The organism is Duganella sp. BJB476, assembly GCF_003416895.1.
In the GTDB taxonomy this organism is placed as follows: Bacteria; Pseudomonadota; Gammaproteobacteria; order Burkholderiales; family Burkholderiaceae_D; genus Rugamonas.
Window position 1 is genome coordinate 78,236 of record NZ_QVIO01000004.1, and the last position, 25,715, is coordinate 103,950.

26 protein-coding genes are annotated in these 25,715 nt (G+C 63.4%); 14 read left to right on the forward strand and 12 right to left on the reverse strand.

Annotated features, from left to right (window positions below):
• Positions 1-37 precede the first annotated feature (37 nt).
• A complete protein-coding gene (locus D0T21_RS16865) occupies positions 38-1,726 on the reverse strand; it encodes a M14 family zinc carboxypeptidase (protein ID WP_116991947.1) in 1,689 nt (562 codons plus the stop codon).
• A 206-nt stretch (positions 1,727-1,932) separates the two neighbouring features.
• Between D0T21_RS16865 and D0T21_RS16870 the strand changes: the two genes are divergently transcribed.
• Positions 1,933-2,694: a hypothetical protein gene (locus D0T21_RS16870; RefSeq protein ID WP_116991948.1), complete on the forward strand. Its 762-nt coding sequence runs from the start codon at positions 1,933-1,935 to the stop codon at positions 2,692-2,694.
• An 11-nt stretch (positions 2,695-2,705) separates the two neighbouring features.
• On the opposite strand, the gene D0T21_RS16875 is transcribed toward D0T21_RS16870, so the two are convergent.
• The 6 genes from D0T21_RS16875 to purB form a co-directional block, all read right to left on the reverse strand.
• Positions 2,706-3,272 carry an NADPH-dependent FMN reductase gene (locus D0T21_RS16875; protein WP_116991949.1) on the reverse strand — a complete coding sequence of 189 codons (567 nt, stop codon included), beginning with the start codon at positions 3,270-3,272 and terminating at the stop codon, positions 2,706-2,708.
• Positions 3,273-3,376: 104 nt separating this feature from the next.
• Positions 3,377-5,530, reverse strand: coding sequence for a S46 family peptidase (locus D0T21_RS16880; protein ID WP_116991950.1), 2,154 nt, complete (start codon positions 5,528-5,530; stop codon positions 3,377-3,379).
• Positions 5,531-5,695: 165 nt separating this feature from the next.
• Complete coding sequence (locus tag D0T21_RS16885; protein ID WP_116991951.1) at positions 5,696-6,262, reverse strand: YceI family protein; 567 nt, start codon at positions 6,260-6,262, stop codon at positions 5,696-5,698.
• 22 nt (positions 6,263-6,284) lie between these two features.
• Positions 6,285-6,836 (reverse strand): YceI family protein, encoded by a 552-nt coding sequence (locus tag D0T21_RS16890; RefSeq protein ID WP_116991952.1) that lies wholly within the window; start codon positions 6,834-6,836, stop codon positions 6,285-6,287.
• A 26-nt stretch (positions 6,837-6,862) separates the two neighbouring features.
• On the reverse strand, positions 6,863-7,387 hold the full coding sequence (locus D0T21_RS16895; protein ID WP_116991953.1) for a cytochrome b: 525 nt from the start codon (positions 7,385-7,387) through the stop codon (positions 6,863-6,865).
• Between the two features lie 135 nt (positions 7,388-7,522).
• A complete protein-coding gene (gene purB / locus D0T21_RS16900) occupies positions 7,523-8,899 on the reverse strand; it encodes an adenylosuccinate lyase (protein WP_070272303.1) in 1,377 nt (458 codons plus the stop codon).
• Positions 8,900-9,006: 107 nt separating this feature from the next.
• Between purB and D0T21_RS16905 the strand changes: the two genes are divergently transcribed.
• From D0T21_RS16905 to D0T21_RS16930, 6 genes are all read left to right on the forward strand, one after another.
• Positions 9,007-9,615, forward strand: coding sequence for a glutathione S-transferase N-terminal domain-containing protein (locus tag D0T21_RS16905; protein ID WP_116991954.1), 609 nt, complete (start codon positions 9,007-9,009; stop codon positions 9,613-9,615).
• A gap of 3 nt (positions 9,616-9,618) precedes the next feature.
• Positions 9,619-10,665 (forward strand): LacI family DNA-binding transcriptional regulator, encoded by a 1,047-nt coding sequence (locus tag D0T21_RS16910; protein ID WP_116991955.1) that lies wholly within the window; start codon positions 9,619-9,621, stop codon positions 10,663-10,665.
• Positions 10,666-10,818: 153 nt separating this feature from the next.
• Entirely contained in the window at positions 10,819-13,110 is a 2,292-nt protein-coding gene (locus tag D0T21_RS16915) for a TonB-dependent siderophore receptor (protein WP_116991956.1), read from the forward strand.
• The gene (locus tag D0T21_RS16920; protein ID WP_116991957.1) at positions 13,100-14,983 is read left to right on the forward strand and encodes an alpha-amylase family glycosyl hydrolase; all 1,884 of its coding nucleotides are present in this window, start codon (positions 13,100-13,102) and stop codon (positions 14,981-14,983) included. The genes D0T21_RS16915 and D0T21_RS16920 overlap by 11 nt, the downstream gene beginning before the upstream one ends.
• Before the next feature lie 34 nt (positions 14,984-15,017).
• Positions 15,018-15,983 carry a PfkB family carbohydrate kinase gene (locus D0T21_RS16925; protein ID WP_116991958.1) on the forward strand — a complete coding sequence of 322 codons (966 nt, stop codon included), beginning with the start codon at positions 15,018-15,020 and terminating at the stop codon, positions 15,981-15,983.
• Positions 15,980-17,314: an MFS transporter gene (locus D0T21_RS16930; RefSeq protein WP_116991959.1), complete on the forward strand. Its 1,335-nt coding sequence runs from the start codon at positions 15,980-15,982 to the stop codon at positions 17,312-17,314. Before D0T21_RS16925 ends, D0T21_RS16930 begins: the two co-directional genes overlap by 4 nt.
• On the opposite strand, the gene bfr is transcribed toward D0T21_RS16930, so the two are convergent.
• Positions 17,311-17,784, reverse strand: coding sequence for a bacterioferritin (gene bfr, locus D0T21_RS16935; RefSeq protein WP_116991960.1), 474 nt, complete (start codon positions 17,782-17,784; stop codon positions 17,311-17,313). The genes D0T21_RS16930 and bfr overlap by 4 nt on opposite strands.
• Before the next feature lie 162 nt (positions 17,785-17,946).
• Between bfr and D0T21_RS16940 the strand changes: the two genes are divergently transcribed.
• Positions 17,947-18,627, forward strand: a complete 681-nt coding sequence (locus D0T21_RS16940; protein ID WP_116991961.1) for a Fe2+-dependent dioxygenase — start codon at positions 17,947-17,949, stop codon at positions 18,625-18,627.
• 68 nt (positions 18,628-18,695) lie between these two features.
• Entirely contained in the window at positions 18,696-19,220 is a 525-nt protein-coding gene (locus D0T21_RS16945) for a pyridoxamine 5'-phosphate oxidase family protein (RefSeq protein WP_116991962.1), read from the forward strand.
• A gap of 4 nt (positions 19,221-19,224) precedes the next feature.
• Here D0T21_RS16945 and D0T21_RS16950 read toward each other — a convergent pair whose 3' ends face one another.
• Complete coding sequence (locus D0T21_RS16950; protein ID WP_116991963.1) at positions 19,225-19,941, reverse strand: energy transducer TonB; 717 nt, start codon at positions 19,939-19,941, stop codon at positions 19,225-19,227.
• Positions 19,942-19,964: 23 nt separating this feature from the next.
• The gene (locus tag D0T21_RS16955; RefSeq protein ID WP_116991964.1) at positions 19,965-20,180 is read right to left on the reverse strand and encodes a bacterioferritin-associated ferredoxin; all 216 of its coding nucleotides are present in this window, start codon (positions 20,178-20,180) and stop codon (positions 19,965-19,967) included.
• A 244-nt stretch (positions 20,181-20,424) separates the two neighbouring features.
• Here D0T21_RS16955 and D0T21_RS16960 point away from each other — a divergent pair, with 244 nt between their 5' ends.
• From D0T21_RS16960 to D0T21_RS16980, 5 genes are all read left to right on the forward strand, one after another.
• Positions 20,425-20,700, forward strand: a complete 276-nt coding sequence (locus tag D0T21_RS16960) for a FeoA family protein (RefSeq protein WP_116991965.1) — start codon at positions 20,425-20,427, stop codon at positions 20,698-20,700.
• Positions 20,701-20,703: 3 nt separating this feature from the next.
• Positions 20,704-22,605, forward strand: coding sequence for a ferrous iron transporter B (locus D0T21_RS16965; protein ID WP_116991966.1), 1,902 nt, complete (start codon positions 20,704-20,706; stop codon positions 22,603-22,605).
• Between the two features lie 2 nt (positions 22,606-22,607).
• Positions 22,608-22,883 (forward strand): DUF6587 family protein, encoded by a 276-nt coding sequence (locus D0T21_RS16970; protein WP_116991967.1) that lies wholly within the window; start codon positions 22,608-22,610, stop codon positions 22,881-22,883.
• A gap of 99 nt (positions 22,884-22,982) precedes the next feature.
• A complete protein-coding gene (locus D0T21_RS16975) occupies positions 22,983-23,252 on the forward strand; it encodes a BrnT family toxin (RefSeq protein ID WP_116991968.1) in 270 nt (89 codons plus the stop codon).
• The gene (locus tag D0T21_RS16980) at positions 23,236-23,532 is read left to right on the forward strand and encodes a BrnA antitoxin family protein (protein ID WP_116991969.1); all 297 of its coding nucleotides are present in this window, start codon (positions 23,236-23,238) and stop codon (positions 23,530-23,532) included. The genes D0T21_RS16975 and D0T21_RS16980 overlap by 17 nt, the downstream gene beginning before the upstream one ends.
• A gap of 44 nt (positions 23,533-23,576) precedes the next feature.
• On the opposite strand, the gene D0T21_RS16985 is transcribed toward D0T21_RS16980, so the two are convergent.
• A complete protein-coding gene (locus tag D0T21_RS16985; protein ID WP_116992200.1) occupies positions 23,577-23,984 on the reverse strand; it encodes a GNAT family N-acetyltransferase in 408 nt (135 codons plus the stop codon).
• An 8-nt stretch (positions 23,985-23,992) separates the two neighbouring features.
• Positions 23,993-25,600 (reverse strand): FMN-binding glutamate synthase family protein, encoded by a 1,608-nt coding sequence (locus D0T21_RS16990; protein ID WP_116991970.1) that lies wholly within the window; start codon positions 25,598-25,600, stop codon positions 23,993-23,995.
• Positions 25,601-25,715 lie beyond the last annotated feature (115 nt).

Here is a 25,715-nt window from a genome sequence, read left to right on the forward strand (position 1 = left end):
CGCGCATGGGGTAACGCTAGTTGATGCTTGCGGGGACTTAGAGGACGGACAGCACCGGGTAACGGCGCCATTCCGGCTCTGCGTGGCGTTTGCCGTGTTCGAAGATGAAGCCCAGTACCTTGTCCTGCTGCGACAGCAGCGCCGGATTGGCGGCCTTCCACTGTTCGAATTTCGCTTTCAGTTCAGGCTCGGTCTCCAGCATTTCCATCGCCAGGTCTTCGAACACGTAGTCGGAGAATGCTTCTTTTTTCTCCAGCACGCTGTTGAAGAAACCCCAGCGGAAGAAGGAGTCGTGGCCTTGCGGTTCCAGCGTTTCGACGGCGTAGCGGGCGTTGGCCTGCTTGAGCGGGATGAAGTAGTCGCCCGGCTGCACGGTGAAGCTGCCGGTGCGCGCCTCCACTTCCACCACGTCGTGGTACATATGGCCTTCGTAGGCGTTCGGGCGCGAGGTGACGGAGGCGATGTGGTAGTACTGCGCCTCGATGGTGGAGGCTTCGTCGAAGCGCGCCATTTCCACGCCGTTCCATTGCAGGCGCTCGATGACTTCGCGCCATGCTTGCGGGATCACATAGCCTTTCGGCGCACGCACGGTGGCCGACGGCACGAAGCTGTTGTAGTAGGCGATGTCCTTTTCCCACGGCTGGCTGCGGTCGTAGGACAGGCGGGTGTAGTTGCCCAGCAGGCTGGGGCTGCGCTTGGCGGCGTAGCCTTTGAAGCGGAAGGTCGATGGATTCGCTTCGTCCATTTTCCAGCTGACGGTCCACTCTTTGGCGCTGGCGGCTTGCTCGCGCGCGTCGGCGCGCAGCTTTTGAATTTGCTCGCCGTGCGTGACGGTGAAGGCCATCGTCACGTCCAGCAGCGCGCGCATCGAATCGTAGCGGTCCTTGAAGGGCTTGAGCATATGCGTCTCCGGCATGAAGCCGATTACGTGGTGCAGCGCTGCGAAGCCGGTCGAGAAGCGCGGCACTTCCAGGAATTCGGCGATGCCATCGTCCGGGGTGTCCTGCACCGGATTGACGTAAGGGCAGGTCGGCCAGCCTTTCGCTTCCATCTGCGCGTAGATGTGCGGCAGCATGGTCTCGCGCAGGAAGGGGCCGAGGCCGTAGCCCAGTTTGTCCGCCTGGGTGTGGATCAGCGTCATCGTGTACGGATAGTCGGCGCCGTTGGAGGTGTGGGTGTCCACCATCACGTCCGGGTCCCAGCTGGTGACGAGCTGGTTGAACAGCTGCGCGTTGAGCGTGTCGCACTTGATGAAGTCGCGGTTCAGGTCCAGGTGGCGGCTGTTGCCGCGGAAGCCGAACTGCTCCGGACCGTCCTGGTTGACGCGCGAGGTGTTGGCGCGGTTCAGCGCACCGTCGACGTTGTACAGCGGAACGAACAGCAGCACGGTCTTGCCCAGCGTGGCGAGGCGGGCCGGATCGAAGCACAGGTCGCGCACGATGGCCATGCAGGCGTCCACGCCTTCGGGTTCACCGGGGTGGATGCCGTTGTTGTTGAAGAAGACGGTGCGGCCTTCGGCCTTGATTTGCGTGCGGTCGAACACGCCGTCCGCGCTGACTACGCCCGCATGCACCGGGATGCCGCCGTCGGACGTGCCGATCTGTTCAAAACGCAGTACTTGCGGGAAGCGTTGCGCCAGCTCCTGGTAGAAGGCGATGCATTCGCTCCACAAGGTGGTCTGGTTTTGATTGCCTTTTTCGTAAGGCGTAGGCATTTCTGGGTGCATGGCAGTCTGGATCTCAGAGGGAGTTGAGGGGAGGGCGCGTCGCGCTGGATAAGCACTGCGACACGCTGCCGAGGGCGGAATTGTATCATTCGTGCCCGATTTTTGAGCGGCTCGGGCCTAGCCGGGCGCAGGTTTTGCGTTGCTTCAAGAAAACTTTACGGCGGTGGTGCTCTACTGGAGAACACGGACATGGCCGGGAGAGAGCGATGGGCAACAGGTACGGATTGCGCGCGGTGATCGTGATGGCGTTGCTGGCGCTGGGCTGCAGGGTGGGGCTGGCGCAGATCGGGCCGCGTTATGTGATCGAGCTGGAAAGTGCTGCTGCGCCGTTGCCGCCCACTGCGGCGGGCAGGGTGCAGCTGGCCGGCAAGGGGCTGGCGCTGATCCATTTCCAGGGGCTGAGCATATTGACGGCGGGCGCCGATGCGGATGCCTACAGCGCGGAAGCGGTGCGGCAGTGGCCGGCGGCCGACCTGCTGCTGGTCACTCCCGCCGGCAGCGGCCGCTATGGCGGGGTGGCGCCGTTGGCGACGCTGGGCAAGTTGCCGGTGATCGTGGCGGCGCCGGAGTCCGCCGCGCCGGTGTCCGCATCGACGCAGTTGCCGGCCGACGCACCGCAGTTTTATCCGATGCAGACCTGGGATACGCTGCATCTGCGCAAGGGCAAGACACGGCTGCGGGTCACGGCGCTGCCCGGCCAGCCCGGCACGGCGAACGTGGCGGGATTCATGCTGGAGGTGGGTAATAGCTGGGTCTCTTACCGGCTGTATGTCAGTTGCGAACACCTGGCGGAGGACGAGGCTGGCGCGCTGGCGCAACGCCTGCCGGGCGCCGACCTGGCGCTGCTGCCGGACCATCACGCGCCGCTGCTGCTGGCGCTGCAACGCGCGGCGCGGCCGACCGCTGTCGCAGCCAAGCCGGCCGTGCTAACCGAGGCCGGCCACGCCTTCAAGGCGCTTAAACGCTGATCACGCGTTGATCACTGCTTGACGTTGGTGTCCACCCAGGCGGCGAAGGTGGTCATGAATTTTTGCAGGAATTCCCTGGTGCTGTCGTTGTTCAACTTGCCGTTGTCGTCCAGCAGCTTGGCGGCGCCGCCGATGTAGGCTTCCGGCTGCTGCAACAGCGGCATGTCGAGGAACACCATCGATTGGCGCAGGTGGTGGTTGGAGCCGAAGCCGCCCGTCGCGCCCGGCGACACGCTGACGATGGCAGCCGGCTTGCCGCTCCAGATGCTGCTGCCGTAAGGGCGCGAGCCGACGTCGATGGCGTTCTTCAGCGGCGCCGGCACCGAGCGGTTGTATTCCGGCGTGACGAACAGCACGGCTTGCGCCGCCTGCATGCGCTGGCGGAACTGGGTCCAGGCTTGCGGCGCGGTGGCACCGTTTTCCTCCAGGTCCTGGTTGTACAGCGGCAGTTCGCCGATCTCGACGATCTCCAGTTGCAACGACTGCGGCGCCAGCGCGATCAGCTCGTGGGCGAACTTGCGGTTGAGCGAATCCTTGCGCAGACTGCCGATCACTACGGCGACTTTTTTCGCGGCCATGACATCTCCTGAACACGGTTGTGGGAAACCTTAATGTAACCGATCCATGAAAAAAACCACGCCGCGTTGCCGGGGCGTGGTTTCCTTGGTGAAGCGCGGAAGGCTTATTCGGCCTTCATTTCCTTCAGCAGGTTGTCGGCGTGGTCGACGTGTTTCATGTTCCACAGGATGTAGCGCAGGTCGACCTGGATGTCGCGGGTGTTGGCCTTGTTGAAGTCCCAGTCCGAGATGATGGAGTCGAGCGTGCCGTCGAAGGCCAGGCCGATCCATTCGCCCTTGGCGTTCAGCGCGGCCGAACCGGAGTTGCCGCCGGTGATGTCCAGCGTGGCCAGGTAGGCGACCGGCACCGATTTCAGTTTCGGATCGAGGTACTTGCCGAAGTCCTTGGCCTTGATCGCGGCCAGCTGGGCTTTCGGTGCGTTGAACTCGCCTTCGCCGGTGGCTTTGGCGGCCACGCCTTCGACGGTGGTGAAGGCCTTCCAGGTGGTGCCGTCGGCGCCGTGGTCGCGGCCGGCGATCTGGCCGAAGGTCACGCGCAGGGTGCTGTTGGCGTCAGGGTAGACCGCCTGGCCTTTGCTGTGCATGAAGGCGATCTTGGCCTTCATGTAGTTGGCATAGGCTTGTTGCAGCTTGCCGCCTAGTTCTTCGTCTTGCGCTTCTTCCTTCATGTCCGGCTCGTACATGGCCACGGCTGCCTTGATGAAGGCGTCGTTGCTGGCCTTGAATTCTTCCGGCGTCTTGCCGATCCAGCTGGTGCGCTCGGCGGCGTCACCCAGCTTGCTGCCGGCGTATATCGTGTCCAGCACGGCTTGCAGGTCGGCCTTGCTCATGCCGTCCTTGATGCCAAGCACGGCGTCGAAGTCGGCGTTGCGCTGGGTTGCCGGCTGGGCCGCGTATTTCGACAGGCTGTTGATCACCAGTGCCTTGTCGACTTTTTCATCGTAGTTGCGCACCAGGGCGGCCACCGACGATTTGATGCGTGGCACGTCGCGCACCTGGAAGCCGGACTTGCGCTCGGCGTCAGGCTTGGTGTTTTCGTTGGCCAGGCGGTACAAGGTGCGCGCGGTGTTCAGCAGGCGTGGCTTGGACGAGGACAGGAAGTAGTCGCGCTTGGTTTCGGCGTCGCGCTGGGCGATCAGCTTTTCCACCAGTTCGATGTCGCCGGCGTATTCGGCCTTGCGGCTTGGGTTGGCGTTGATCCAGGTCTTCAGCGCTTCGTGCTCGGCGGTTTTGCGCTGGAGCATGTCGCTGCCGGCGTAGGAGTCCAGCATGCCCTGGCGGTTCTTGTAGTAGTTGTTGATGCTGGCCACTTGCGATGCATATTTCAGCGCGGTGTCCTTGTTGTCCTTGGTGGTGTCGGCGATGATCGCCAGGTTTTCCGCCGAGGTCTTGACGAAGCTTGGGTAGCTCCAGTCGAAGGTGTACGCCACTTCCGACGGCAGGCGGTGGCGGTTGGTGCGGCCCGGGTAGCCCAGAACCATGATGAAGTCGCCTTCCTTGACGCCTTCCTTGGCCAGCTTCAGGTAGTGCTGCGGAATGTAGGGGACGTTGTCCTTGCTGAAGTCGGCGGCCTTGCCGTCCTTGCTGACGTAGGCGCGGTAGAAGCCGTAGTCGCCGGTGTGGCGTGGCCACATCCAGTTGTCGGTATCGCCGCCGAACTTGCCGACGCCGGCCGGTGGCGCGTGCACCAGGCGCACGTCGCGGATTTCCAGTTGCTTGATCAGGTAGTACTCCAGGCCGCCGTAGTAGGACGACACTGTGCAGCGGTGGCCTTCGTCTTTTTCGCACTCGGCCTGGATGGATTTCTGGTTCTTCTCGATCGCGTCGCTGCGCTTCTTGCCGCTCAGTTTGGCGACGTCGGCAGTGACGACTTGCTTGCTGACGTCGGTGACGGCCTTGGTCACGAAGATGCGGCTACCTGGGGAGGCTGGCAGTTCTTCGCCGAAGTTATGGGCCAGGAAGCCATTGGCCAGCAGGTCGCGTTCCGGCGTGGAGTTGTGCGCCACGCTGCCGTAGACGCAGTGGTGGTTGGTGGCGACCAGGCCTTGCGGCGAGACGAACGATGCCGAGCAACCGCCCAGGCTGACGATGGCGCCCATCGGAAACTCGGTCAGTTTGGTCAGGTTGGCGGGATCCAGTTTCAGGCCAGCGGCTTTCAGTTGCTTGGCTACTTGTGGCAGCTGTTGCGGCATCCACATGCCTTCATCGGCTTGGGCGGCGGTGCTCAGGATGGCGAGCGCGATCAGAGATTTATGCATTTTTGTCGTTGTTGAAGTGGTGGTAAAGGGAACAACGACGGGAGTATAACGAAAAACCGGGGTCAAGTCTGACATTCGGACACGGGCTCTGCCGTAGCAGCTGCTACAGAAGAGTTCGTGTCCGAATGTCAGACTTGACCCCGGCGTTTATGCAACTTAACTTGTTTAGTCGGCTTTGATGGCTTCGATCTGGATCGCCAGTTTGACTTCCGGCGCGAAGGCCGGGGTGCCGTAGTTCAGGCCGAAATCGGTGCGCTTGAATTCGGCCACGGCGTTGGCGCCGCAGACTTCACGCTTGTAGCGCGGGTGCATGATGCAGTTGAACTTGTCCACCTTCAGCGCCACCGGCTTGGTCACACCCAGCAGGGTCAGCTCGCCTTCGACGCCGACCAGCTTGTCACCCTCGAACTTGAACGATTTGCTCTTGTAGGTGATGGTCGGGAATTTCTCGACGTTGAACATGTCGGCCGTCTTGGCGTGGGTGTTCATCTTGTCCATGCCGAAGTCGATCGAGTCGGCCGCGATGGCGACGTCCAACGCGCCGGTCTTGGCGGCGCGGTCCAAGGTCACGGTGCCGCTGGTCTTGTCGAACTTGCCGCGCCAGACCGACAGGCCCATGTGGTCGGCCTCGAAGCTTGGATAGGTGTGCGTCGGGTCGATGTTGTAGGTGGCGGCGATGGCGGACGTGGCCGAGGCGGCCAGCAGGGTGGCGATCAGGATTTGCAATTTCATCTAACGGTCTCCGGGGTGAAAATTATTGGGCGACGACGTGGAACTTGATGGTCACTTCATCGGCGACCATGCCGGTGTCTTTCCACTCGCCTTCGCCGATGTTGTAGGCCAGGCGTTTGATCGGCAGCGCGCCTTCAAACACTTGCTTGCCGCCGTCGGCCTTGACCGTCAGCGGGAAGGTGATGTCGGCGGTCTTGCCCTTGATGGTCAGCTTGCCGGTGACGGTGAGCTTGCCGGCGCCAGCGCTCTTGATCGACGACGATACAAAGGTCGCTTTCGGGAACTGGGCCGAGTTGAACCATTCCTTCTTCGCCACTTCCTTGTTCATGTCGGCGTCGCCCACGTCCAGGCTGGCGGTTTCCACTTCGACGGTGGCCTTGGAGGCGTCCGGCTTGGCCGCATCGTAGTCGATGGCGACGGTGTATTTCTTGAACTTGGATTCGACCGGCACGTTCATCTGCTTGAACACGGCGGACACGGTCGACTTGGCGGGATCGGTCTTCAGGGCGGCGGCGCTGGCGGCCAGGGCAACACCCATCAGCGTAACGAGGGCGAGTTTTTTCATGGTTTTCATTGTTTGGCTCCGGTGATGTGAGGGGATTACGGCAGCATGCGTTTCAGCGTGGCGTCGCGGTCGACAAAGTGATGCTTGAGTGCGGCGAGGGCGTGGGCCACTACGGCGGCGGCCATCGTCATGGTCAGAACATAATGAACGGTTTTTAAGATCGGCTTAAGTTCGGCATTCGGCTCGATGAGGGCCGGCAGCTGGAACAGGCCCAGGTACACCACCGGCACGCCGGCCGCATACGAATACAGGTAGCCGGAAATCGGCACCGCGAAGATGAAGAAGTACAGCAGGTAGTGCATGCCGTCGGCCACCTTGTGCTGCCAGGCCGGAATGCTGGCCAGCGGCGGCGGCGGGCGGTTGGCCGAGCGCCACAGCAGGCGGATGGCGGCCACGCCCAGCACCGTCACGCCCAGCCATTTGTGCCAGGAATAGTATTTGAGCTTGGTCGGGGTGATGCCGTGGATGTCCACCATGGTCAGGCCGAGGAAGAAGGCGGCGATGATCAGCAGGGCGGTCAGCCAGTGCAGCAGCATTGCCGTTTTGGTGTAGCGTTGCATAAGCGTGAGCTCCAGAAAATAGTACGTGTTAGGACTAATATACCAAAGAAATGCAAGGCTTGCTGGGCAGACGTAAAAAAGCCCCCGGGACAAAGAGTCGGCGGGGGCTAGTGTAAAACAGTTTAGCGGGTTTGCTTAGATGGCTTTAGCCAGATCCGTCGCGATACCGATGTAGTTGGCCGGGGTCATGGCCAGCAGCAGGTCCTTGGCTTCCTGCGGAATCGCCAGGCCGGTGATGAAGTCGCGCAGCGCGTCTTTCGAGATGCCCTTGCCGCGGGTCAGCTCTTTGAGCTGCTCGTACGGGTTCTCGATGCCGTAGCGGCGCATCACGGTCTGCACCGGCTCGGCCAGCACTTCCCAGTTGGCGTCCAGGTCGGCCGCCAGGCGGGCGTGGTTCACTTCCAGCTTGTTCAGGCCGCGCAGGCAGCTGTCGTAGGCCAGCAGCGTGTAGCCCAGGCCGACGCCGATGTTGCGCAGCACGGTCGAATCGGTCAGGTCGCGCTGCATGCGCGAGACCGGCAGTTTTTCGGACAAGTGCTTGAGCACGGCGTTGGCCAGGCCCAGGTTGCCTTCCGAGTTCTCGAAGTCGATCGGGTTGACCTTGTGCGGCATGGTCGACGAACCGATTTCACCGGCCTTGGTCTTCTGCTTGAAGTAGCCCAGCGATACGTAGCTCCAGATGTCGCGGTTCAGGTCCAGCAGGATGGTGTTGACGCGGGCGAAGGCATCGAACAGTTCGGCCATGTAGTCGTGCGGCTCGATCTGGATGGTGTACGGGTTGAACACCAGGCCCAGGCGCTGCTCGATCACGTCCTTGGAGAAGTTGGCCCAGTCAAACGACGGGTAGGCCGACAGGTGGGCGTTGTAGTTGCCGACCGCGCCGTTCATCTTGCCGAGGATCTCGACCTGCTCGATGCGCTTGATGGCGCGCTGCAGGCGGGCCACGACGTTGGCCATTTCCTTGCCCAGGGTGGTCGGGCTGGCGGTCTGGCCGTGGGTGCGCGACAGCATCGGCACGTCGGCGTTGTCGATGGCGATTTCCTTCAGGCGGGCGATGACCTTGGTCAGCGACGGCAGCATGACGCTGTCGCGGGCCGCTTTCAGCATCATGCCGTGCGAGGTGTTGTTGATGTCTTCCGAGGTGCAGGCGAAGTGGATGAACTCCGACGCGGCCACCAGTTCCGGCACATCCTTGACCTGCTCCTTGAGCCAGTACTCCACGGCTTTGACGTCGTGGTTGGTGACGGCTTCGATTTCCTTGATGCGGGCGGCGTCTTTCTCGCTGAAGTCGCTGGCGATCTTGTCCAGCAGGGCGGTGCCCGCGGCCGAGAACGGCTTGATTTCAGCGAAACCGGCCAGCGACAACGCTTGCAGCCAGGAGATTTCTACTTTGACGCGGTGGTGCATGAAGCCCGATTCGGACAGGATAGGACGCAGCAGGTCGGTTTTACCGGCGTAGCGGCCGTCCAGCGGCGACAGCGCCGACAGCGTGGAGTAAGGAGTAGTGGTCATGATGGGAAGGAGGCAGGGTTAAAATGGCGCAAAGGTAGATTTTACCATTGGCCGGGCCTGGACCCTCCGATGTTATACTGGGGCCTGCTCTTTCACTCTAAGCCTCTATGAAACTCATCGGTTCCCTCGCCAGTCCTTATGTACGCAAAGTTCGTGTTGTCCTGGCGGAAAAGAAGCTTGACTACCAGTTTGAATTGGAAGATGTGTGGGCCGCGGATACCACCATCGACAAGCTGAATCCCCTGGGTAAAGTGCCCAGCTTGGTCATGGAAGACGGTGAGGTCATGATTGATTCGCGCGTCATGGTCGAGTACCTCGATACGCTGACGCCGGTGTGCAAGCTGCTGCCGTCCAACGGCCGCGAGCGCGCCGACATCAAAAGCTGGGAAGCCCTGGCCGATGGCATGCTGGACGCCGCCATCATCGTGCGCCTGGAACGCCTGCAACGACCGCCCGAGCTGCAAAGCGAGGCATGGATGGCGCGCCAGATGCGCAAGGTTCAGCTGGGCCTGGCGTCGCTGTCGGCAAAGCTTGGCGAGCAGCCTTACTGCGCCGGCAACCACTACACGCTGGCCGACGTGGCCGTCGGCTGCACGCTGGGCTGGCTGTCGTTCCGCTTCCCGGACATCGCCTGGCGCGACGACTACCCCAACCTGGCGCGCCTGTACGACAAGCTGTCCGAGCGCCAGTCGTTCAAAGACACCGTGCCGCAGTAAGCCATGCCCAAGACCACGCCGCAAGACGGGGACAGCTCCGCCCAGCAGCGGCGCCTGCAGATGGCCGACATCGCGCGGCTGGCCGGCGTGTCGACCTCGACGGTGTCGCGCGCGCTGGCCGGCAGCAAACTGGTCAGCGAGGAGACGCGGGTGCGCATCATGGAGCTGGCCCGCTCGCTCAAGTACACCATCAACATCGGCGCGCAGAATCTGCGCATGAAGCAGAACCGCACCGTTGGCGTGGTGATCCCCTACGACTCGGCCACGCGCCAGCACCTGTCCGACCCGTTCTTCCTGTCGATGCTGGGCAGCCTGGCCGACGCGCTGACCGAGCTGGGTTTCGACATGCTGGTCTCGCGGGTGGATGCCGAGGAACTGGACGCGGCCGCCGCGCCGTTCGACACCGGCCGCGTGATCGGCATCATTCTGATCGGCCAGTGGCGCCACCATGAACAACTGAACCAGCTGGCCGCGCGCCATGTGCCGATCGTGGTGTGGGGCGCGCAATTGCCGCAGCAGCTGTACTGCACCGTCGGCGGCGACAATGTGAGCGGCGGCGAGCTGGCCGGCGCGCACCTGATCGCGCAGGGCCGCCGGCACATCGCGTTCTTCGGCGATATCAACCTGCCCGAAGTGGGCCAGCGTTACGAAGGCATGTGCCGCGCGCTGGAGAAGGCTGGCATGCGGGTCGATCCGGCCTTGCAGGTGTCGGTGTCCTTCCTGCCCGAGGGCGGCAGGGACGCGGTGCGGGAACTGCTGCGCCGTGGTGTGCCGTTCGACGCCGTGTTCGCCGGCAGCGACCTGATGGCCATGACCTCGATTAACACGCTGCGCCAGCACGGCTACGAGGTGCCGGCGCAGGTCGCCGTGGTCGGCTACGACGATATCGAGCTGGCCGGCTACTTCCATCCGCCGCTGACCACCGTGCAGCAACCTATCCGCGAGGCCGGCCGGGCGTTGGTGTCTCAGCTGCTGGAGCTGGTCGACGGCCGCCCGGCGCTTTCGCTGCAAATTCCTACCCAATTGATCGTTCGCAACAGCTCTGTCTGATTTATGCAACCGTTTGCATAAGCTTCATAGTAAGGCAGGTAAATATATTTTTGCAGCGTTATGCAATCGATTGCATTAAATCGAAATCCGATGAATAATGGCGTACCTGCTCAATTAAGCGGCAGATTAAAACGACAATATCTGGAGACGACAATGGAACAACGCACATTCAAACTGGGCGGCATCGCTGCCGCTGTTGCAACGGCTGTCCTGCACATGGGCGGCGCTTCGGCGCAGGAAGCCGCCCCCGCCGCCGATGGCCTGAACATGGAGCGCGTGGTCGTCACCGGCACCTCCGGCGGTTCCACCAAAATGAAATCGAGCGTGTCGATCAGTACCCTGGAAGGCGAGACCATCAAGAACGGTGCGCCGCTGAGCGCCGCCGAAGTGCTGCGCTCGGTGCCGGGCGTGCGTTCGGAATCGTCGGGCGGCGAGGGCAACGCCAACATCACCGTGCGCGGCGTGCCAATCTCGGCCGGCGGCGCGCGCTATGTGCAGATCCAGGAAGACGGCCTGCCGGTGCTGCAATCGGGCGACTTCAACTTCATCACGCCGGACAGCTTCGTCAAGATCGACGGCACGCTGGACCACCTGGAAGTGGTGCGCGGCGGTTCGGCTTCCACGCTGGCGACCAATGCGCCGGGTGGCATCATCAACTTCATCACCAAGACCGGCGAGGAAAAGGGCGGCCATATCGGCATCAGCCATGGCCTGGGCTACGACGAGACGCGGCTGGACTTCGACTACGGCGCGCCGTTGTCGGACAAGACGCGCTTCTTCATCGGCGGGAACTACCGCACCGGTGAAGGCGTGCGCAACACCGGCATGAGCACCGAGGACGGCGGCCAGATTCGCGGCAACATCACGCATGATCTGGACAACGGCTTTATCCGCTTGTCGTTCAAACACGTCGACGACAAATCGCCGACCGTGCTGCCGGTGCCGGTGCAGGTGGTGAACCAGCAGATCCAGGAAATTCCGGGCATCGATCCGCGCAAGGTGACGTTCTACTCGCCGTACTGGATGCGCGATGTCACGCTGGGCAAGAACAATACGCCGGTGTCGACCAACGTCAACGACGGCCTGAAAGTGAAGAGCGATACGGTCGGCCTGGAAGGCTCGTTCGACCTGGGCGACGGCTGGAACCTGAGCGACAAGTTCCGCACCGCCAGCAACAGCGGGCGCTTCACCGGCGTCTTCGCGGGGAATAACGGCACGGTCGGCAGCTATGTGTACGCGACGGGACCGAACAAGGGCAAGGCCTACAACGGCCGCGCTTTCTCCGCTGTGGTGTTCAACACCTCGATCGACGATGCGGGCAATACGCTCAACGACACCAAGCTGGCCAAGACCTTCAAGCTGGCCGACGGCTCCAAGCTGACCACCACCGCCGGCCTGTACCTGTCGACGCAAAAGCTGGCGCTGACCTGGAACTTCAACGAGTACCTGATGCAGGCCAGCGGCGACAAGCCGGCCTTGCTGCAAACCGCCAGCGCCACGCCAGGCCTGGTCGGTCCGGCCTTCGGCGGCTGCTGCTCGCGCGCGGTCGACATGGAATACAAACTGACGTCGCCCTACCTGAACGTGGGCTATGAAACCGGTCCGCTGAACTTCGACGCCAGCGTGCGCCAGGACCGCCAGCGCGCCAGCGGCACGGCCAACATCGCCACCATGAGCGGCGGCGCGTTGCGCTACGATCCGGCGACGCAGCAGTTGGTGGACTACAAAATCAACCACAATTCGTACTCGGTCGGCGGCAACTACCGCATCACCGGCAATCTGGCGGCGTTTGCCCGTGTCAGCGACGGCGTGGCCTTCAATGCGGACCGCATCCTGTTCGGCACTCCACTGGACGGCAGCGCGCCGATCAACATCAACACCGTCAAGCAGATCGAGGGCGGCGTGAAGTGGCGCAGCGGTGGCGTCAGCACCTTCGTGACGCTGTTCCAGGCCAAGACCGATGAGAGCAACTACGAGGCGACCACGCAGCGCAGCACTTCCAACAAGTACGACGCCAAGGGTGTGGAGTTGGAAGGCGCCTACGCGCTGAACGACTTCCGCGTTACCGGCGGCATGACCTACACCGACGCCAAGATCACCGGCACCGCGCCTGGCGACGTGGCGGTAATCGGCAACACGCCGCGCCGCCAGGCCAAGGTGGTGTACCAGATCGCGCCGACCTACACCTTCGGCCAGGCCACCGTCGGCGCCAGCTTGATCGGCACCGGCAAGTCGTGGGGCGATGACGCGCACACCATCGTACTGCCGGCGTACCAGGTGGTGAATGCCTTCGTTAATTATCACGTGACGGAGAAGGCTACCTTGTCGCTGAGCGTGAACAATCTGCTCAACAAGATCGGCTACACCGAAGTCGAAGGCGACGGCCATGCCGCCCGCTCCATCTCCGGCCGTGCCGCGAAAGTCATTCTGTCCTATGCCTTCTAAAGTAATGTCGGACCGCCTGCTGGCGGTCCTTTCCGATGAGCTGCGGCCGCTGGCTGCGCAGCGGCTGGCGGCAGCGGAACCGGTGCTGCGCCGGCTGCTGGCGGGCCTGTATGGCGAGCGTGCCGATTTCGATGCGTGGCTGGGCGAGTTGATGGAATCGCTGGGCGCGTTGTACGCGGCACGGCCGGCAGAGCTGCGGGCGCTTGATGCACAGCGCGTGGCGCAGCCGGATTGGTTCCTCAATCAGCGCATGCTGGGCTACTGCGCCTACGTGCAGAACTTCGGTGGCGATTTGAACGGCGTGGCGGCGCGCATCCCGTATCTGCGGGAGCTGGACATCAGCTATCTGCATCTGCTGCCGTTCCTGCGTCCGCGCGCGGGCGAGAACGACGGCGGTTTCGCCGTCTCCAGTTTCGACGAGGTCGACCCTGCGCTGGGCAGCAATGCCGACCTGGATGCGTTGACCACGCAGCTGCGCGCGGCCGGCATCAGCCTGTGCTCGGACTTCATCCTGAACCACGTGGCCGACGATCATGCCTGGGCGCGCGCCGCCAAGGCAGGCGACGCCGGTGCGCGGGCGATGTTCCATGTGTTCTCAGACCGCGACATGCCGGACCGTTACGAGCGCACGCTGGGCCAGGTGTTCCCGCAGGTCGCGCCGGGCAATTTCAGTTTTATCGAGGCGCTGGATGGTTGGGCGTGGACTACGTTCTACCCGTATCAGTGGGACCTGAACTACGCCAACCCGGCGGTGTTCGCGTCGATGGCCGCCGCCTTGCTGCGCCTGGCCAATCGCGGTATCGAAGTGTTCCGCCTCGATTCGACCGCCTTCCTGTGGAAGCGCGAGGGCACCAACAGCATGAACCAGCCGGAAGCGCACCAGCTGCTGCAAGCCTTGCGGGCGATCGTCGATATCGTCGCGCCGGGCGTGCTGTTGAAGGCTGAAGCCATCGTGCCGACGCGCGAGCTGCCGGCCTACCTGGGCAGCGCGGAAGCGCCCGAATGCCACATCGCCTATCACAGCAGCTTGATGGCGGCCGGCTGGGTAGCACTGGCGGAGCAGGACACCGGCGTACTACGGGAAGTGATCCGCAACACGCCAGCGCTGCCGGCCGCCGCGACGTGGCTCAGCTACGTGCGCTGCCATGACGATATCGGCTGGAACGTGCTGCGCGCGGAGGCCTCGGCCGACGGTAGCGGCGGCAGCGGCAATGCCGGCGACGGCGGCGCTGTGCGGCTGGCACGCGTGGCGCGCTTCTTCAGCGGCGCGGAGGGCAGCTACGCCATCGGCGCCGCCTTCCAGAGCACCGATCCGAACGCGGCGCATGGCAGCAACGGCATGGCCGCGTCACTGGCCGGCTTGCAGGCTGCCCGCACCGACGAGGAACGCGCGCTTGCGCTGCGTCGCATGCTGCTGCTGCACGGCCTAGCCCTGAGCTTTGGCGCGCTGCCGGTGCTGTACATGGGCGACGAGCTGGCGATGGAGAACGACTACAGTTATCAAGATCGCCCGCAGCATGCGATGGACAGCCGCTGGTTGCAACGGCCGGTGTTCGACCAGCAGCGCTGGAAGCATCGCTACGATGTGTCCACCGTGCCGGGAACGATGCATCAGGCGCTGGCGAAGCTGGTGCGCATACGAAGCCGGCATGATGCGCTGGCGGCCAATGCGCCCCGCGCGCTGCTGGCCGATGCGCCGGACGGCATGCTGGCGCTGGCGCGCGGCGATCGCTTCCTGACGCTGATGAATTTCTCCGGTCAGCCGCAAAGCTATGCGCTGCAAGGCGAATGGCGCGATTGTGTGGCGGAGCAGGCGACGGGCGGCACGCTGGTGCTGGAACCGTATGCAACGCACTGGCTGGAACGCGAATAATATAGAATCGCCCAAGCAGGGCGTGGAGACAAGCATGACCCAACAAACCATTGCCGTATTCGGCGAAGCGCTGGTCGACGATTTCATCACCGAGCAGGTTGTCGGCGGTGCGCCGTTCAACGTCGCGCGCAATCTGGCGGCGTTCGGCGTGGCGACGCTGATGGTCACCCGTATCGGCGCCGACAAGAACGGTGCGCTGGTGCGCAACGAATTCGAACGCTTCGACATGAGCGAGGCGGGCCTGCAAATCGATCCGCAGGAGGCCACCGGCCGCGTGGTGGTCGAGCGCAATGCGGACGGTCACCGCTTCATCATCCTGCCGGACCAGGCCTACGATTACGTGGAGACCGGGCCGGCGCTGGCGGCTCTGGCGCAGGCCACGCCAGACACGATCTACTTCGGCACCATGGCGCAGCGGCACGAGCGTTCGCGCACGGCGTTGAGGGCGATGCTCGAAGCATCCCGCGCGTTCAACGTCCAGCGCTATCTGGACCTGAATGTGCGCGATGGCCAGGTGACGGAGCGCTGCGCTTACGAATCGCTGCGCCTGGCGGACATCGTCAAGGTCAACGAGGATGAGCTGAAGGATTTGTTCAGCTGGTACACTCACACCAAGCCAGGCACCAAGGCCATCGACAGCGCCGAGATGGTGGACGCCTGCCAGGCGCTGATGCGCATCTTCTCGCTGCAAGGCCTGATCGTCACACTGGGCGAGCGCGGCGCGCTGTACTTCGGCGCCGACGGTGGAGTCATCGCCAACCAGGATTGCCATGCGCCGGTGCGCATCGTCGACACTGTGGGCGCGGGCGACGCCTTCTCCGCCGTGTTCCTGTTCGGACAAGCGCGGGGCTGGCCGATCAGCCTCACGCTGGCGCGCGCCAACGCCTTTGCCGGCGCCATCTGCGGCATCTCCGGCGCGGTGCCGGACGATATCGCGTTCTACCAGCCGTGGATCGCGGCCTGGCGCGGCGACGCCGTCATGCCCGGAGCCGTCGCATGAAGCCGCGGCTGTCGTTCTGGCAGATCGTGAACATGAACATCGGCTTCTTCGGCATCCAGTTCAGTTTCGGTCTTCAGCAGAGCAGCATGAGCCCGATCTACAAATACCTGGGCGCGGACGAGGCCAGCCTGCCTTACCTGTGGCTGGCCGGGCCGATGACCGGCCTGCTGGTGCAGCCGCTGATCGGCGCCATGAGCGACCGCACGGTCACGCGCTGGGGACGGCGCACGCCGTACTTCCTGATCGGCGCCATCCTGTGCAGCCTTGGCCTGCTGGCGATGCCGTTCAGCCCCACGCTGTGGATGGCGGCCAGCCTGCTGTGGATACTGGACGCGGCCAACAACGTGACGATGGAGCCGTACCGCGCCTTCGTCAGCGACAAGCTCGATCCGCAGCAGCATTCGGTCGGCTTCCTGACGCAGAGCGCCTTTACCGGCCTGGGGCAAACGCTGGCCTACCTGACGCCGTCGCTGCTGGTCTGGCTGGGCATGAACAAGGACGCCGTCAACGGCAGCCATATTCCGCACATCGTCATCGTCGCCTTTTTGATCGGTGCGGTGTTCTCGATCACCTCCGTGCTGTGGACCTTGAAGACCACGCCCGAATACCCATTGAGCAGCGAAGAGCTGGCGCAGATCCGCGCGCGGCCGGCCGGCTGGCGGCACACCTTGGGCGACGTCGCCAGCGCGATCCGCGAGATGCCGCCGACGATGAAGCAGCTGGCCTGGGTCAAGCTGTTCCAGTGGTATGCGATGTTCTGCTATTGGCAGTACATCATGCTGTCGCTGTCGACCACCATCTACGGCACCACCGACCAGGCTTCGCAGGGCTTCCGCGATGCCGGCCTGTTATCAGGGCAGGTGGGGGCGTTCTACAACTTCATCGCGTTCGTGGGCGCGCTGGCGCTGGTGCCGTTCACGCGGCGCCATGGGCCGAAGATCACGCACAGCGTCTGCCTGGCGCTGGCCGGCGTCGGCATGCTGGCGATACCGATGATCCATACGCCGGCGCTGCTGTTCGTGCCGATGGTGGGCATCGGGCTGGCGTGGGCCAGCATCATGGGCAATCCGTATGTGATGCTGGCGGGCTGCATACCGCCGGAGCGCACCGGCGTCTACATGGGCATCTTCAATATGTTCATCGTGATCCCGATGATCATCCAGATATTCACGCTGCCGCTGTATTACCGCAGCCTGCTGGGCGGGAATCCGGAGAACGTGATCCGGCTGGCCGGTGGCCTGATGCTGTGCGGCGCGCTGGCCGTGCTGGCGGTGAAAATAAAAAAGCCGCAGGCGAACCCGCGGCTTGCAGAGGAAGCTAGTCCAGCTTAGTCTTCGCTCATCTGGCTTTGCAGGTAGTTCTGGATGCCGACCTTGCCGATCAGGTCCAGCTGCGTTTCCAGCCAGTCGATGTGTTCTTCGGTGTCTTCCAAAATCATCAGCAGCAGGTCGCGCGACACGTAGTCGGCGGCCTTCTCTGCGGCGGCGATGCCTTGCTTGACGGTGACCTGCGCGCCTTTTTCCAGCTTCAGGTCGCAGCCGATCATCTCTTCGGTGTTCTCGCCGATCATGATCTTGTGCATGGCTTGCAGGTTGGGCAGGCCGTCCAGCATCAGGATGCGGTCGATCAGTTTGTCGGCGTGCTTCATTTCGCCGATCGATTCTTCATATTCCTTCTTCGCGATCTTTTCGAAACCCCAGTGACGGTACATGCGCGAGTGCAGGAAGTACTGGTTGATGGCGGTAAGTTCGTTGGTCAGCTGAGCATTCAGCAGTTTGATGACATCTGGGTCGCCCTTCATGGGAGGCTTTCTTAAGTGGTGATGGAATACTGACATTTTGCCACGAACCGGACGCTTCCCACAGTAAGCTGTGCGAAAGTGTAGCAATATCCCCGGAGTGAGATTGTTGGCGCAAATGAAAACAATTAACATTCCCATATCGCCGTTACGAAAGGATGTCCCATGATGCTGCATATCCCCGCCGTGCTGACCAAGGCGCAGGTGCAGGAGTTCCGCCAACGGTTGGCGCAGGCCGACTGGGTCGACGGCCGCGGCACCGCCGGGGCGCAGAGCGCGCAGGTCAAGCGCAACCGCCAGCTGCCGGAGCTGTCGCCGCTGGCGCAGGAGCTGGGCGCCTTCATCACGCAGGCGCTGGCCGGCCATCCGCTGTTCTTCGCGGCGGTGCTGCCGCTGCGCATACTGCCGCCTTACTTCAACAGCTACGCCAGCGGCGAGCATTACGGTTTGCATGTCGATGGCGCCATCCGCATGCGGGCCGGTACGGCCAACGCGATGCGGGCCGACGTGTCGTCGACCCTGTTCCTCAGCGAGCCGGAGGAGTATGACGGCGGCGAGTTGATCGTCAGCGATGCCTACGGCACGCACGAGGTCAAGCTGGCGGCGGGGGACTTGATCGTTTATCCATCGAGCAGCGTGCACCAGGTGGCGCCGGTCACGCGCGGCGAGCGGGTCAGCTCGTTCCTGTGGGTGCAGAGCATGGTGCGCGACGACGCCAAACGCGGCATGCTGTTCGAGCTAGACCAGAACATCCAGAAGCTGCGCGCCGCGCATGGGGACAACGAGATCACGGTGGACCTGACCGGCCACTATCACAACCTGCTGCGCATGTGGGCCGATGTGTGAGGCAAGCCACAGAGGGCTGAAACCGCCAGGGGTAGTATCGATTCTTTCCCCTACCGGAGTGCGCCGCCATGGACTCGAGCAATGAGAATCATCACCAGGATTTGATCGGCGAGGACGCCGTCAAGAAAATCCGCGACTTTGTCGACAGCACGCCGGGCTGCTTCTTTTGCACCAGCGACGCGGCCGGTGGCCCGGGCGACGCGCGGCCGATGACGGCCTTGCAGGTCGATGCGCTGGGCAATCTGTGGTTCGTCAGCGCCAGCGACAGCCTGAAGAACCTGGAGCTGGCGGCCGAGCCGTCGGCCACGCTGTATTTCCAGGCGTCGGGGCGGGCGGAGTTCATGCACCTGGAGGGCATCGCCACGGTGCTGCGCGACCCGGTCAAGCTGAAGGAGTTGTGGAGTTTTACGATGAAGACCTGGTTCGCCGGCGGCGAGGACGATCCGCGCATCACGCTGATCAAGTTCGCGCCGACCTATGGCTACTATTGGGACACCAGGCACGGCAGGGCGGTGGCCAGCGTCAGGATGCTGATCGGCGCCGTGATCGGCAAACCCCTCGACGACACGGTCGAGGGCAGGCTGGACGTCTGAGCGATCAGCCCAGCTGGAAGTTGACCGGCACCAGCGCGTACACGGGAACCGGCTTACCGTCTTCCATGTTGGGCTTGTACAGGGCGCGCAGCACGGCCTGGCGGCCGGCTTCGTCGAGGTTGCTGGAGCCGGACGATTTGTGGATGAACACTTGTTCGGCCTGGCCTTTTTCGCCGATCAGCACGCGCAGGATGACGGTGCCGCTCTCGCCCATGCGGCGCGAGATGTTCGGATAGACCGCCTGCGGCGCGCGGATGTATTCGACGCCGGACACGGTTTTCGGCGCGGCCGGCGTGGCCACATGGGCCGGCGCCGGTGGCGCGGGCGGCGCGGCGACGGCGACCGGTTCGCTGGTGCGCGGCTGCGGCGGCGCGACGGTGATGGTCGGCTCGGTCTGGACCACGTTCACCAGCGGGATCGGCGGAATGAAGGCTGGAGCCTGATGCACGACCGGCACGGTCTTGAGCGGCGGCGGGGCCGGCTTGAGCGGTTCCGGCGCGGCGATGAAGGCGACGTTGACTACCTGCGGCAGGATCGCCTGCGGGACGTGGCTCAACATGCCCGACTGGAACATATAAAACCCGAAGACATGCACCATGACGATGGCGGCCAGCGGCGCGAACTTGCGGCCGCGGGTCTGCCATTGCGTTTTCAGCTGCGCGGCCAGGCCGGCGTCGTCCGCCGGCGTGTTCGCCGTGCGGCCATAGGTCATGGTGTTCATCGGAGCGATCTTAATAGCTGAGCTTAATTGCTGAAGACTGGGCGCTTCAGTACGGTTTCCTGGATCTCGGCGGTGGCGGCCAAGTGCTCGCTCAGGATTTCTTCGGCGCAGGAAAAGCACTGGCCGCAGCACGTCGCCACGCCCAAGTCGCGGCGCAATTCTTCCATCGACGTCAATCCCAATTCCACGGCTTGACGGATTTCACGATCAGATATGTTGTTGCAGACACATACAATCATCGATACCCCTTGCTAGGCATTACAAAAAGAATGAACTGACATGATTGCCTGTTGGTCAATTAATGCGAATCATTATCATTAATCGTATACTGCCTCAACTTTGAGCGAGATGCAAGCGCAAATAGAAGTAATTCGCATTACCGTTTATAATGCTAGTATCTTATTTCCGGCAAGAACGCGATCTTGCAGTTCGCCGGCAAGCCGCAGCGGCACTGGCCGGGCGGCGATTTGAACGGACTTCGCTATGACGCACGCAGCTCCCCTGATCACTCTTGATGCCCTGACGGTTGGCGCCAGCGCCACCGTGGTGCACATCGCCCCCGGCGACGACGCCCACGACGCCCATGATGGCGCCACGCTGGCGCGCCGGCTGATGGAGCTGGGCTTCGTGCCGGGCGAAAAAATCCGCATGCTCAAGCGCGGCATGCCGGGTGGCGAGCCGCTGGCGATCAAGGTCGGCAACTCGACGTTCGCACTGCGCCGCTTCGAAGCGGCGCTGATCTCGATACAACCGGAATAAACCATGGGTGCAGCAGATATCGCGGCGCCGGTAGCGCCTATACTCACGACGACGCCGATGGTGGCGTTGCTGGGCAATCCAAATTGCGGCAAGACCGCATTGTTCAACCGCCTGACCGGCGCGCGCCAGAAGGTAGCGAACTACGCCGGCGTGACCATCGAGCGCAAGGAAGGCTCGTTCCAGTCCCCGGGCGGCAACGGCTTCCGCGTGCTGGACTTGCCGGGTGCTTATAGTTTGTCGGCCCATACGCCGGACGAGGCGATCACGCGCGACGTGGTGGCCGGCCTGCGCGCGGGCGAGCAGTCGCCGGACGTGGTGGTGTGCGTGGTCAACGCCACCAACCTGCGCCTGAACCTGCGCCTGGTGCTGGAGATTAAACGACTCGGCCTGCCGATGATTTTGGCGCTGAACATGGTCGACGTGGCCAAGAAGCGCGGCATCGTCATCGACGCCGAGCGCCTGGCGCAGGAGCTGGGCATGCCGGTGGTGGAAACCGTGGCGGTGCAGGCCGGCGGCGAGAAGTCGCTGCTGCGCGCGCTGGACGCGATGCTGCCGCTGCAGGCGGTCAAGCCGCAGCCGCTGTCGGCGATCGACGCGGTCGGCGTGGAGGAGACGCAGCGCGAGGTGCGCCGCATTCTGGCGCTGGTCAGCAGCGACGCCCACGACACCGGCAACCTGACCGAGAAGATCGACAACGTGGTGCTGCATCCGGTGCTCGGCCCGGTGATCCTGGCGGTGCTGATGTTCCTGGTGTTCCAGGCGGTATTCAGCTGGGCCAATGTGCCGATGGATATGATCAAGGGTGGCGTCGACAGCGTGGGCACCATGCTGAAGGGGGCGATGGCCGATGGTTTGCTGCGCAGCCTGCTGGTCGAGGGCATCCTGGGCGGGGCCGGCAGCGTGCTGGTGTTCCTGCCGCAGATCCTGATTCTGTTCTTCTTCATCCTGATCCTGGAGGACTGCGGCTACCTGCCGCGCGCGGCCTTCCTGCTGGACCGCCTGATGGGCGGCGTCGGCTTGTCGGGGCGCGCCTTCATTCCGCTGCTGTCCAGCTTTGCGTGCGCGATTCCGGGCGTGATGGCGGCGCGCACCATCCAGAACCCGCGCGACCGGCTGGTGACGATCATGATCGCGCCGCTGATGACGTGTTCGGCGCGGCTGCCGGTGTATGCGCTGATCATCGCGGCCTTCATTCCGGAGCGCGAGGTGTATGGCTTCATGAGTCTTCAGGGGCTAGTGCTGTTTGTGCTGTACTTCGCGGGCATCGCTTCGGCGATGGCGGTGGCTTACGTCATGAAGCGCTCGATGGGTTCTAACCACAAGCATCCGTTGATGCTGGAGCTGCCGGCGTATCACTGGCCGCATTTGCAGAACCTGGCGCTGGGCCTGTGGGAGCGCTGCAAGATCTTCCTGTCGCGCGTGGGTACCATCATCCTGACCTTGATGGTGCTGCTGTGGTTCCTGAGCTCCTTCCCCGGCGCGCCTGAGGGGGCGACGCATCCGGCCATCTATTACAGCATGGCCGGCATCCTGGGACGCGGGCTGGAATATGTGTTCGCGCCGATCGGCTTCAACTGGCAGATCTGCATCGCGCTGGTGCCCGGCCTGGCCGCGCGCGAGGTGGCGGTGGGGGCGCTGGGCACGGTGTATGCGTTGTCGCAGAGCGGCGAGGAACTGGCGCAGTCGCTGACGCCTATCATCGCCAGCTCGTGGACCCTGCCGACCGCCTTGTCGCTGCTGGCGTGGTACGTGTTTGCGCCGCAGTGCATGTCGACGCTGAGCGTGGTGCGGCGCGAGACCAACAGCATCCGCTATCCGCTGATGATGGCCGGCTATATGTTCGCGCTGGCGTACACGGCGTCGTTCCTGACTTACCGTATTTCCCTGTTCTTCATCGGAGGCTGAGCATGTGGCAGCAAGTGATCGTGGCGTTGATCGTGGTGGCGGCGTTGGCGCATTTCTGCACCAAGTATTTGCCGGCGGCCTTGCGCAGGCAGATCGTCTATGTGCTGGCGCGGCGCGGCTTCGACCAGAATAAACTGGCTAAACTGTTTAACACGAAATCGAGCTGCGGCGACGGCTGCTCCAGCTGCGGTTCCTGCGAAACCACGCCGTCGCCATCGCCCGACGCACCCACCTCCGCACCGCTCAAGCGCGTCATCATGCTGCACGTGCAGCGCTGATTCCCGCTCCTCTGCGCCGGCGCAAACGTGCCGGCCACAGCCTGTTTAATCTTGTCCGCATAGCGATTGATTTCTCAATCTTTGCGGATAAGATGAAGCATGGTGATCACCTTCGATCCCAAGAAAGACAAGCTCAACCAGCGCAAGCACGGCATATCGCTGTCTGCGGCGTCGGCGTTTGACTGGGATAACGCGGTGATCTGGATAGATCAGCGCTATCATTACTCGGAAGTCAGGGAGTGCGCGATAGGGTTGATCGGTTATCGTTTATTTCACGTGACCTTCGTTGATCGCGGCCGCGAGCGTCGAATTATTAGTTTGCGCAAGGCGAACAGCGGCGAGGAGATACTGTATGTTGGACAAAAGTAAAATTATTCTTTCGACGCCGGAGGAGGATGCTGCAATTACCACCGCCGCCTTATCCGACCCCGACGCCCTGCCGATGACAGAAGAACAGCTGGCGCAATTTCGTCCGTGGCGCTTGCGGCTGTTGCCGCCTGCGGATGCGCCTAAAGTGAAGATCAGCATCGACTATGACGTGGATCTGATTGACGTCTTCAAGCGCACCGGCGAGGGGTGGGAGCTGGGTATAAACGCTGTATTGCGGGAGTGGGCGATCCGCCGTGGCTATCTGCCCTATCCCGATTAGTAAAGCGGATTGAACGATTCCGCCTGCCGCCAGTGCAGCGCTGATCAGGCCACGTAGGCCATGCCTATCGAGGCCGGCGCGGTCGGGGCGAAACCGTATTGCGCATACAGCTCGTTGGCCTTGCCGTCGGCGATCAGGCTGACGTAGCCGCCCGGCGGTACCTCGCGGTCTAGGTAGGCCTTGATCTCTTTCACGATGGCCTTGCCCAGTCCCTGCCCCTGGTGCGCTTTCAGCACGCCGATATCCACTACCTGATAAAAACAGCCGCCATCGCCGATCACGCGGCCCATGCCGACCGGCTCGCCGTCGCACAGCACCTGTACGGCGAATAAAGTGGCCGGCAGGCCGCGCGTGGCCGCTTCGCTGGACTTGGGACTCAGGCCGGCGCCGATGCGCAAGGCCTGGTAGGTGGCGACGGACGGCGTGGCGTGGATGACGGTGTAGCGGGACATATTGCTCATCACAGTGGGTTGAACGATTCGGCCTGCGCCATCGGCCAGTACAGGCCGAACACCGGCGGCAGGCGCGACAGCTGGCTGGGGTCGAGCAGCTCGCCCGGCTCCAGGTAGGGCAGCAGCGCCGACGCCAGCTTGACCTGGTTGGTCGAGATGCGCCGCACCAGGTGGTGCGCCTTCAGTTGCGACGGGTGCGTCAGGCCGGCGGCGGCGATCAGCTGGGCCAGCGCCTTCAAAGTGTTCTCATGGAAGTTGGCCACGCGCCGGGTCTTGTCCGGCACCACCAGCGCGCGCTGGCGGTTTTGGTCCTGGGTGGCGACGCCGGTCGGGCAGCGGTCGGTGTGGCAGCTCTGCGACTGGATGCAGCCCAGCGCGAACATGAAGCCGCGCGCCGAGTTGCACCAGTCCGCGCCCAGCGCCAGGATGCGGGCGATGTCGAAGGCGGTGATGATCTTGCCCGAGGCGCCGATCTTGATCTTGTCGCGCAGGTTGGCGCCCACCAGCGTGTTGTGCACCAGCAGCAGCGCTTCCTGCAGCGGCGTGCCGACGTGGTCGGTGAACTCGACCGGCGCGGCGCCGGTGCCGCCCTCGCCGCCGTCGACCACGATGAAGTCGGGCGTGATGCCGGTGGCCAGCATGGCCTTGACGATGCCGAAGAATTCCCACGGGTGGCCGATGGCCAGCTTGAAGCCGGTCGGCTTGCCGCCGGACAGGGTGCGCAGGCGGTCGATGAAGGCCAGCATCTCCAGCGGCGTGCCGAAGGCCGAGTGCCTGGACGGCGAGATGCAGTCCTGGCCCATGGGCACGCCGCGGGTGGTGGCGATTTCAATGGTGACCTTGGCGCCGGGCAGCACGCCGCCGTGGCCCGGCTTGGCGCCCTGCGACATCTTCAGCTCGATCATCTTGACCTGCGGCGTGGTGGCGTTGGCGACGAAGTTCGCTTCCGAGAACGTGCCGTCGGCGTTGCGGCAGCCGAAGTAGCCGGAGCCGATCTCCCACACCAGGTCGCCGCCGTTCTGGCGGTGGTAGGGGCTGATGCTGCCTTCGCCGGTGTCGTGCATGAAGCCGCCGGCCTTGGCGCCGCCGTTCAGCGCCAGGATGGCGTTGGCCGACAGCGCGCCAAAGCTCATCGCCGAGATGTTGAACACGCTGGCCGAGTAGGGCTGGGCGCGCGGGCAGTCCGGATGGTTGCCGATTTCGATGCGGAAGTCGTGGTGCTGCTCGGGCGCGGGGCTGATCGAGTGGTTGATCCATTCGTAGCCGGGGGCGTAGACGTCGAGCTGGGTGCCGAAGGGGCGTTTGTCGGTGTCCATCTTGGCGCGCTGGTAGACGATGCTGCGCTGGTTGCGCGAGAACGGTTCGGCCACGGTGTCGTCTTCCAGGAAGTACTGGCGGATCTCGGGGCGTATCGATTCGAAGAAGAAGCGGAAGTGCGCCAGGATCGGGTAGTTGCGGCGCAACGCGCGCTTGGTTTGCAGCAGGTCGGTGACGCCGACCACCACCAGCGCGGCGGCCAGCAGCGGGATCCACCACGGCGCGCCCAGGGCCAGCGAGGCGGCCAAGGTGACGATGGCGGCGTTGAAGACGAGGTAGCGCGGGGAAAACAGTTTCATGGGGGCTCCGGTGGGCGGCTGATGGGGGCAGTGTACTGCTGTTTCTTATGGGAATCCATCAGTCTCTGGCGGGGTGAGGGCGCAAGCCGGCCAACAATGCTAAGCTAGCGGGATT